At 45.4% G+C, this 8,207-nt stretch carries 4 protein-coding genes and 1 rRNA gene; all 5 read left to right on the top strand.

From position 1 onward, the window contains the following. The first annotated feature begins 13 nt into the window (after positions 1-13). The 5 genes from rrf to BM114_RS10735 all read left to right on the top strand — a co-directional run bounded on the left by rrf (position 14) and on the right by BM114_RS10735 (position 8,190). Positions 14-126, top strand: a 5S ribosomal RNA gene (rrf, locus tag BM114_RS10755). 810 nt (positions 127-936) lie between these two features. Further along, on the top strand, positions 937-4,149 hold the full coding sequence (locus tag BM114_RS10750; RefSeq protein WP_369808423.1) for a SusC/RagA family TonB-linked outer membrane protein: 3,213 nt from the start codon (positions 937-939) through the stop codon (positions 4,147-4,149). Positions 4,150-4,162: 13 nt separating this feature from the next. After that, a complete protein-coding gene (locus tag BM114_RS10745) occupies positions 4,163-5,761 on the top strand; it encodes a SusD/RagB family nutrient-binding outer membrane lipoprotein (RefSeq protein WP_177207094.1) in 1,599 nt (532 codons plus the stop codon). 12 nt (positions 5,762-5,773) lie between these two features. Beyond that, complete coding sequence (locus BM114_RS10740) at positions 5,774-7,123, top strand: glycosyl hydrolase family 18 protein (RefSeq protein ID WP_092113325.1); 1,350 nt, start codon at positions 5,774-5,776, stop codon at positions 7,121-7,123. Then, the gene (locus BM114_RS10735; RefSeq protein WP_092113323.1) at positions 7,123-8,190 is read left to right on the top strand and encodes a family 16 glycosylhydrolase; all 1,068 of its coding nucleotides are present in this window, start codon (positions 7,123-7,125) and stop codon (positions 8,188-8,190) included. The genes BM114_RS10740 and BM114_RS10735 overlap by 1 nt, the downstream gene beginning before the upstream one ends. Positions 8,191-8,207 lie beyond the last annotated feature (17 nt).

Raw genomic sequence — 8,207 nt, 5'->3', positions numbered from 1 at the left:
CGTGTCGCCCCATCCGGGCGGCCGTGGCGGCGGGGTCCCGCCTCTTCCCATTCCGAACAGAGAAGCTAAGCCCGCCAGCGCCGATGGTACTGCAGTGCAATGCGGGAGAGTAGGCCGCCGCCCCCTTTTGAAACCGAGAGCCCCCGGGACATCTTCAGTCCCGGGGGGCTCTTTTTCGTGGCCTCTCCCCAGCCTATCCCCTGCAGGGAGGGAGCACCTCCGCCTCAAGAACAGGGGAAATTTACAAGATTAGGGATTAACAGATTAAAGAGAGTATGGAGTAAAGGGTGTGAAGGAGGTTATTTGTGAGACTTGAACTCCAACACCTTGGGCATCTTGACCCATTTCCGGTTTCTCGCGATTTTGCGGATTTCAGACCCGCGGTGCAGGCATGTTCCCTGCCGGCGCCGGCTGTTGGCCGTCCCGGCGTTTGTCCTTGTGCGTGCAGCCGGTCCCCGGCCCGTGAGATTCTCCCCGGAGCTTGCCCGATGTTTGGATTATATTTACTATATTTGCACAAAAAGAAGATATTAATACGCAAAACAGGTAAGTCCATTGCCTTGTATTGACTATTTTTGTTTCATAAAAACCTAAATATATGTCCATTGATTGGATTAAGACACGAATGCTTGACTAACCTCATAGGCCTATGGTTGCTAAAAATAAAATACTGGAGTATCGTAAAAGTGGCGACTTTAACGGCCTTTCTCGCAAAGAAGCCAGTTAGCTGTTTGGGTAGTAGTAATATCATTATGGGGTGGTTATTCAGTTGGGAGAATACTGCCTCGACAGTTTTTCTGGATTCCCTGTGAGTCAATGCAGGTGGTTTTCGGTATTTTGGGTTCAACCAGTAGAGAATTTCAAGTGTGATGCTTGCTGCCTCGGATAAATTCTGCTGTATAGAGACATTATTAAACTGACGGCTTGTAATAGGCTATGAGGATATTTTTTAAAGAATTAATAATAAATCAACCTACCATGCAAATGAAACTTAAATTGGCAACTACATTAATTCTGTTATGTTTCGGAGTGAGCTGTTTAGCCCAAGTCCAAAACAGAATAACGGGTAGAGTCACTTCCGCAACAGACGGAGAACCACTTGTGGGTGTTGGCGTCGTACAAGTAAACACTAAAACTGGCACCACCACCGATGCGAATGGGCAGTTTGCGATTCGAATTGAAATTCCCTGCGAACTACAATTTTCTTACATCGGATTCAAATCCCGCATTATCAAAATCACTTCAACCAAGTCATTGGATATACAATTGGCCGAAGATTCTAAGAACCTCAACGAGGTCGTCGTTACCGCATTGGGCATGAGCCGTGAGGCAAAGGCGTTGGGATATGCAATAACCGAAGTTCAGGGCGACGAGATTGCGAAGACTCGCCCAACCAATGCAATGGGAGCTTTGTCTGGCAAGATACCCGGTGTTGACATCTCGTCGACCATTGCCGGACCGTCAGGCTCTACGCGCGTAGTAATACGCGGTAACGGCGAACTAAACGGCAACAATCAACCTCTCTATGTAGTTGACGGTGTACCGATGGACAACTCACAGTTGGGAGGGGCTGGTATGTGGGGAGGCTATGATATGGGCGACGGTGTGTCAGCCATCAACCCCGACGATATAGATAACATATCTGTATTGAAAGGAGCTTCCGCTGCCGCCCTTTATGGTTCGCGAGCCAGTAATGGTGTAGTACTCATTACAACTAAGTCAGCCAAGAAGAAAGGACTGGGCATCAGTTTCAGTAGTAGCGTCGATTTTGTAAACCAACTCTCTGAATTTGATGACTATCAGCGTGTGTATGGCTACGGACGCAACGGCGAGTTGCCAATAACAAAGGATGTAGGCCGAGGCGTGTCGCAAAGCGCATGGGGTGCCAAAATTGATGGCAAACTTCAAGGCTATATCTTTGACGGCTCGACAAAACCTTATAGTAATGTCAAGAATAATATATCCAGTTTCTTCCGCACAGGTTCAACCCTGACAAACTCGCTGTCGCTAACAGCTGCGGGCGAAAAAGCTAATTTACTTTTCTCTGTTTCTGATATGCGCAATTGGGATATCGTGCCAAGTTCCGATATGTCGCGTACTTCGTTTATGATAAAGGGGTCAGCCAAACTGCTCGACAAGCTCGACATTGAAGGCCGCGCCAACTATATCCATGAATCGGTGGATAATCGGCCGGCTCTTTCCGACTCACCCAATAATATTGGCCTGAGTCTTATCGGCCTGGCTCCAAACTTCGATCAGCACTGGCTTGCCAATTATGAAGACGAGTATGGTAAATACCGCGACTGGAACGGCGGAAACATCTATCGCATCAACCCTTATTGGTCTATCAATAACATGAGCAACAACTCTAAGAAAGACCGAGTGATGGGCTATATGTTACTACGCTATCATATTATAGATGGGCTTACTCTACAAGGACGGGCAGGAACCGACTTTTATAAATTCCGTATGACAGAATTTCAAGGCATCAACACTCCTACCGCTCCACAAGGTGCCATGGCGGAAACTTCTACGGATGTTCAGGAAACCAACCTTGAAGCTATTTTACGCTATGACACGAAGCTGAATGATGTGATAGACCTTGGCGCCTTTGTGGGTGGCAACCTTATGTTCTTCAATTCAGAAACTTTCAATAATAGTGGTAATGATCAGATTATTCCCGGTATGGAAAGTATTGGTAATTATGTAACCCATTCACTCAACTATTATAAAGGTCGCAAGCAAGTGAGGTCGGTGTATGGTGCTATAAACTTTGCCTACAAGGATTTCTTATACATTGATGCTACTATTCGCAACGACTGGTCTTCTACGCTCGCTAAAGGACGAAACTCTTACCTTTATCCTTCAATAAGCGGCAGTTTCATCTTCACCAAGCTGATACCCAAGAACAATATTCTCTCGTTTGGAAAACTAAGGGCTTCATGGGCCGAAGTTGGTGGTGATACCGACCCCTATCGCCTGAGCTTGAACTATGGCGTGAAACCCTATACATTCAACGGTAAGCCGTTAGGTGAGATATCTTCCACAGGTGTGCCTAACCATGATTTGAAACCCACCCGCACCTATTCTTATGAATTGGGTACACAGCTCAAGTTTTTCAACAATCGCGTGAACCTCGACTTTACTTATTATCATCAATCAACTCAAGATCAGATAATGGATCTCCCCATCTCGACCACAACAGGCTTTACACAAGCCACGGTAAATAGTGGAGAGATCATCAACCAAGGTATTGAACTTGGGTTAAATGGTACTATTATTGAAACACCAGATTTGAAATGGGATGCTTTCATCAATTTTGCCAAAAATAGTAATAAGGTGAAAAGCCTGCATCCAGAGCTTACAGCCTATCCATTGGCAGAAGCTCGTTGGGCTGGAGCCATGATAGAAGCTATTGAAGGAAAAGCCTACGGTGTGATTGTCGGCAAGAAGATGGCTCGCACAGAAGACGGGCAAGTCATATTCGACCGCAGCGGATATCCTGTGGTGGGTGATAAACTGGAAGTTCTAGGCAATGGTGTCTACGACTGGACATCTGGTATAGGTACTTCTTTTACATGGAAAGGATTGTCTCTGAGTGTACTCTTTGATGTGAAGTGGGGGGCTGATGTCTACTCTATGAGTGCCATGATGTCGCATCTCAACGGAACCTCTGAGGAGACGCTTGAAGGCAGAGACAGTTGGTATTATTCTGAAGAACTTAGAAAACAAGCTAACCTCACCATCAATGACTGGACACCAACAGGAGGATTCATCGGGAAAGGCGTTGTCAATGTCGGGACACCAGAAAATCCTGTCTATGAGCCTAACAAGACACCAGTGGACCCTCAAAAATACTGGGCATATTTCGAAAGTGCTAATACTCCGGAACCTTTTATCTATGATGCTTCATTTGTGAAGCTTCGAGAACTTTCACTGAGCTATCAGTTACCCGACAGCTGGCTTCTCGGTACTCCTCTCAAGAGTGTAGTATTCTCACTCTATGGCAGAAACCTCTGGACGATTTATTCTGATATTCCCAATGTTGACCCTGAGTCCAATTACTCTAACAGCAATGGCCAGGGCTTTGAATACGGTTCGCTTCCTTCAAGAAGGAACTTTGGCTTTAGCGTTAAGTTGACCCTTTAAACAAATGACTATAATGAAAAAAATAAAAATAATATGCATGGCTTTTGTCTGTCTCCTTCCCATGCTGTCATGCAATGACTTTGGAGACATCAACCAGGATCCTACCAAATCTACCGATATGGATCCGAACCTGATATTACCCGACTTGCAGATGATGCTTACCAATGACTACCAGGAATGGCATCGCTATATGATGTATCCAGGCGGATGGACCCACCAATGGTGCGGCGACTGGGGCACTACTGAATATGGGTGCCTGGGCATTAAGAATGATTCCTATATGGGCGAGATGTGGTATCAACGCTATGGCCGAATGGCCAAGGGACTTGTCGACATCGTGGAACGCTCCAAAGACAATCCGAACCTAAAGAACATCAATGCCATCGGGCGTATCATGCGTACTTATGTCTATGCCCAACTGACAGATATGTATGGCGACATACCTTATTCGGAAGCTGGCTATGGTTATTATAGTGGTATACTTAAACCCAAATATGATGCCCAACAGGATATATATACCGATTTTTTCAACCAACTGGACATAGCTAACCAGGAATTGGATGTCAATGGCGACCTCATCACTTACGATCAGTATTTCAATGGCGATATCACAAAATGGAAACGCTATTGTAATTCACTCCACCTGAGACTGGCACTCAGGCTCATCAAGGTGATGCCCGACTTAGCCAAGGCTGAAGCAACGAAAGCCATAGCCAATGGTGTGATGCAGAGTAATGATGACATCTGTGCCATTCACTATGAGAATTTTGCAAACCCAAGCGAAGGTCCAGGACGAGGAAATGCTTTGTCAAACCGGTTCATGGCCGATCCTCACAATTTCCGTATCGCCCGCGACTTGATAGCCTATATGGAGAAAACCCAGGATCCACGCATCACTATTTATGGAGGATGCTATCTGGAAGATGCAGATGCGACTGATATCACACAGAAGATTTACGAGAAAGTTGGTAACTGGACTGAAATGTCAAGGCCTACAGACCGTTTTGATTGGGAAAACTATGATGATGATCCCAACAGTCCTACACAAGATGTAACTATTGAAGTGAACGGTGCCAATGTTGTAGTGCCTGCTCGACTGACTTACCTGCAGCCTTCCAAATGGCTAACTGCTTACGATGCACCCTACATCAACATGTCGTATGCTGAAACAGAATTCTTGCTGGCCGAATGTGCCCAACGCTGGAATCTGGGAACAGGAAGTGCTGCCGAGCATTTTACGAAAGGACTACAAGCTGCCGTACAACAGATGACGCTCTACGGTGCTCCCGCAGTTTCTGATACGGATCTTGATAAATTCATCAAAGCTAACCCTTATAAAGAAACTACCGGCATCGAACAAATCAACATGCAAATATGGGTAGAGCACCTGTTAAATCCTTTTGAGTCGTTTGCCAACTGGCGTAGAACCGGGATTCCTAAAATAAAATTTCTCAATCGTGATGCTGCCCGCAATCAGTCAAACGGACAATTCCCACGCAGATTACTTTATCCGTCAGATGAACAAGTTAAAAATCCAGAAAACTATAATGCCGCCATAGAGAAGATACAGCCTTACGACTGGACGACACCTGTTTGGTGGGATAAACAATAAATCAAAATCGTTATGAGACATTTAAAATATTTTCTTTTCATAATACTTACAGCCCTCACTTTTGGAGCTTGTGATAATTCGGTCAGCGATCCAACATTTGCTGACGATGAGATTCCGTATATCCGCATGGATTGGGTAGGCAACCTCATTTATAATCTTGGCGATACGATTCGTTTCAATGCCCAAGTATCACCTGTCGACGAGACTACCTGCCGGTGGCTGATTAATGGCGAGCAAGTGGCCGAAGGAACCCAGTTTGAATATATTATAAAATCAGCCGATCCGTTCGTACTCCGTTTGGAGGCAGAACGGAACGGCATCGTCAACTTCCGGACAGCCAATGTTTCTATCATCAAGCCATTCGTACCGAAAACCTATGAGCATGTGGTGATGGGGGCTGCCTCTACCGCTATTAATGTAGCACAAATCAAATGGGATAAGATTACCCATCTGATGATAGAAGGACTTATTGTCGGTGATGAGTCAGGGACATTTGCTATGCCTGACGCTGCGGCACTTGCCAACCTGAAAAGCCTGGTTTCCAATGCTCATAACAATGGGGTTTATGTCCTCATTGATGTAACAGGAAACATTTCCTTCCCAATGGGCAACGGTAGTTATAATGATACATTCTTTAACGATGTACTCATTGACAAGGATAAGCGAGCAGCCTTGATATCACAGCTCAAGTCATTTGTAACAACTTATGGGCTGGATGGTATAAACATTTATATCAATAACCTGAACAACGATGCTGGAACGCTGAAGGATCATAATGGTCTTGTAGACTTCTTTAAAGAGTTGGGAGAGACTTTCCCTGCAGAACGAGAAGCACCCTACGACCATTTCTTCATTACGGCTTCCGTGCCACAAGCCTGGAACAACTATGAATTCTATTTCCTGGGCAACTGCGACCGGCTTGACTGGGTCAATTTGATGCTGTTTGGCGGGACGGATTTGAGTCCGGTTCCTCATGCCCCTGACTGGCAAGTCAGCGATAATCTAGGCCGATTTGCCAATGCAGCCGGCATACCGGCCAGCAAGATGCTTGTGGGCATAGGCGGATTTGGAGTCAACTATGCTATTCCAGCCGGTGTATCACCGACATGGGGCACGATAGACCAATATCTGAGCTATCCCACCTATCTTGATATAGTAAAGAACAATCCGGACGCTCCCTCGAAGAGCCAAATCGGCAACCTTTTCTATGTAGGTGTATCAGGAGCTGAAAACAGCGTGGCCAGCAAGTCGACATTCGTTAAGAATGCTGATGGATTAGGCATGTTCATGTGGCTACTTGATTATGACGCTTCTTCCCCTAACTCTTTGTTAGACGCTATCGACCATCAAATGAATCCATAATGAAAACATTCTCACAACTGATTATTCTTTATGCAGCCTTAACTGCTGTATCCTGTGGTAGTTCACAGGATACAGCTCTGGCTAAGTCCAATGCCAGATTCATAGTTCTGAACGACAGCTCAGGCTCCAATTTCATCACTTTTGAAGCACAAGAGGTGTTGCCGTCAACCGTTTGCTCGTGGGACTTCGGGCAGGGACTCGGCACATATGAAGGTAAAAGAGTAACCCGTTATTTTCCAAAAGCTGGATCTTACGACATAACATTGACTATGACCGACGGAAAGAAGAAAGCAACAGGCACTCAAACCATCCACATCCAGAACGACTCATGGTATGAGCTACAGCATGAGGCTCTCTGGTGGAATGATGAGTTTAATGGGCCAGAGATAGATCCGCAGGCGTGGAATTATGAAACCGGTATTGGGAAATGGGGCAACCATGAATGGGAGAACTATACGAATAGTGCCGAAAATAGTTTCATTCGAGATGGAAAATTGGTAATCAAAGCTATCAAAACAGGGGTTGGACAGAAAATCGGAGACTATACTTCGGCTCGACTCACTACGCGAGGCAAAAAAGAAATCCACCGTGGCCGTGTGGAGGTAAGAGCTAAACTTGCGGGAGGAGTAGGCATGTGGCCTGCTATTTGGTTTTACGGTACTGCGGCTCAACCAGCCTATTCAGAACTTGACATGATGGAATATGTGGGATGCGACAAGAATATAATCTATACTACTGTTCACACATCTCATACGCTATCCGGCAAGCCAGAAGACAAGATTACTGCTTCTGTCAGCAACTTAGGCGATGTGGAAAAGAATTTCCATGTGTATGGGATGAACTGGACCGATCAAGGGATAGAGTTTTATATTGATCATCCTAGTAATGTATATCTCACTTTCAATCCTGAAGATAAATCCGATCCTCAAATCTGGCCATTCAATCACGACCTTTATCTTATTCTCAATGTTGCTGTTGGCGGAGACTGGGGAGGAATGTACGGTGTAGACGATCATGCTTTTCCCAGCGAAATGGAAGTGGACTATGTTAGAATATTCAAAAAATAGATGGAAAGTGTTACTGC

This window comes from Prevotella sp. KH2C16, from assembly GCF_900113305.1.
Taxonomy (GTDB): Bacteria; Bacteroidota; Bacteroidia; order Bacteroidales; family Bacteroidaceae; genus Prevotella.
This window is presented reverse-complemented; position numbering and strand designations above follow the sequence as displayed.